The following is a 304-nucleotide window of genomic DNA, read 5'->3' on the forward strand; positions in this document are numbered from 1 at the left end:
GATCTCAAGGGCGGCTTCTCGCTCGGCGGCGGCGTCGGCTACAAGATCAATGAACACTTCCGCACCGACCTGACCGCCGATTATTGGTTCAAGTCGAACTTCAACGGCGCCACCTCGGATCTCACCACGACCTCGACCGAAGTGTCGAAGATGAGCGCCTTGCTGGTGCTGGCCAATGCGTATGTCGATATTGGCACCTGGCATGGCATCACGCCCTATGTCGGCGCCGGCATCGGCGGTGCGCGCGTCAAGTGGGATACTGTCTACGATCCGAACACGACCGAGTCCAACCCCGGAACATCCA

1 protein-coding gene is annotated in these 304 nt (G+C 60.2%); it reads left to right on the top strand.

Features of this window, described 5'->3' with window-relative positions; genetic code table 11:
* Positions 1-304, top strand: a 304-nt coding sequence (locus EN852_RS38730; protein WP_145994159.1) for an outer membrane beta-barrel protein, incomplete at both ends; no start/stop codon positions are given.

Origin of the sequence: Mesorhizobium sp. M2E.F.Ca.ET.209.01.1.1, assembly GCF_004010375.2 — a bacterium.
Classification (GTDB): Bacteria; Pseudomonadota; Alphaproteobacteria; order Rhizobiales; family Rhizobiaceae; genus Mesorhizobium.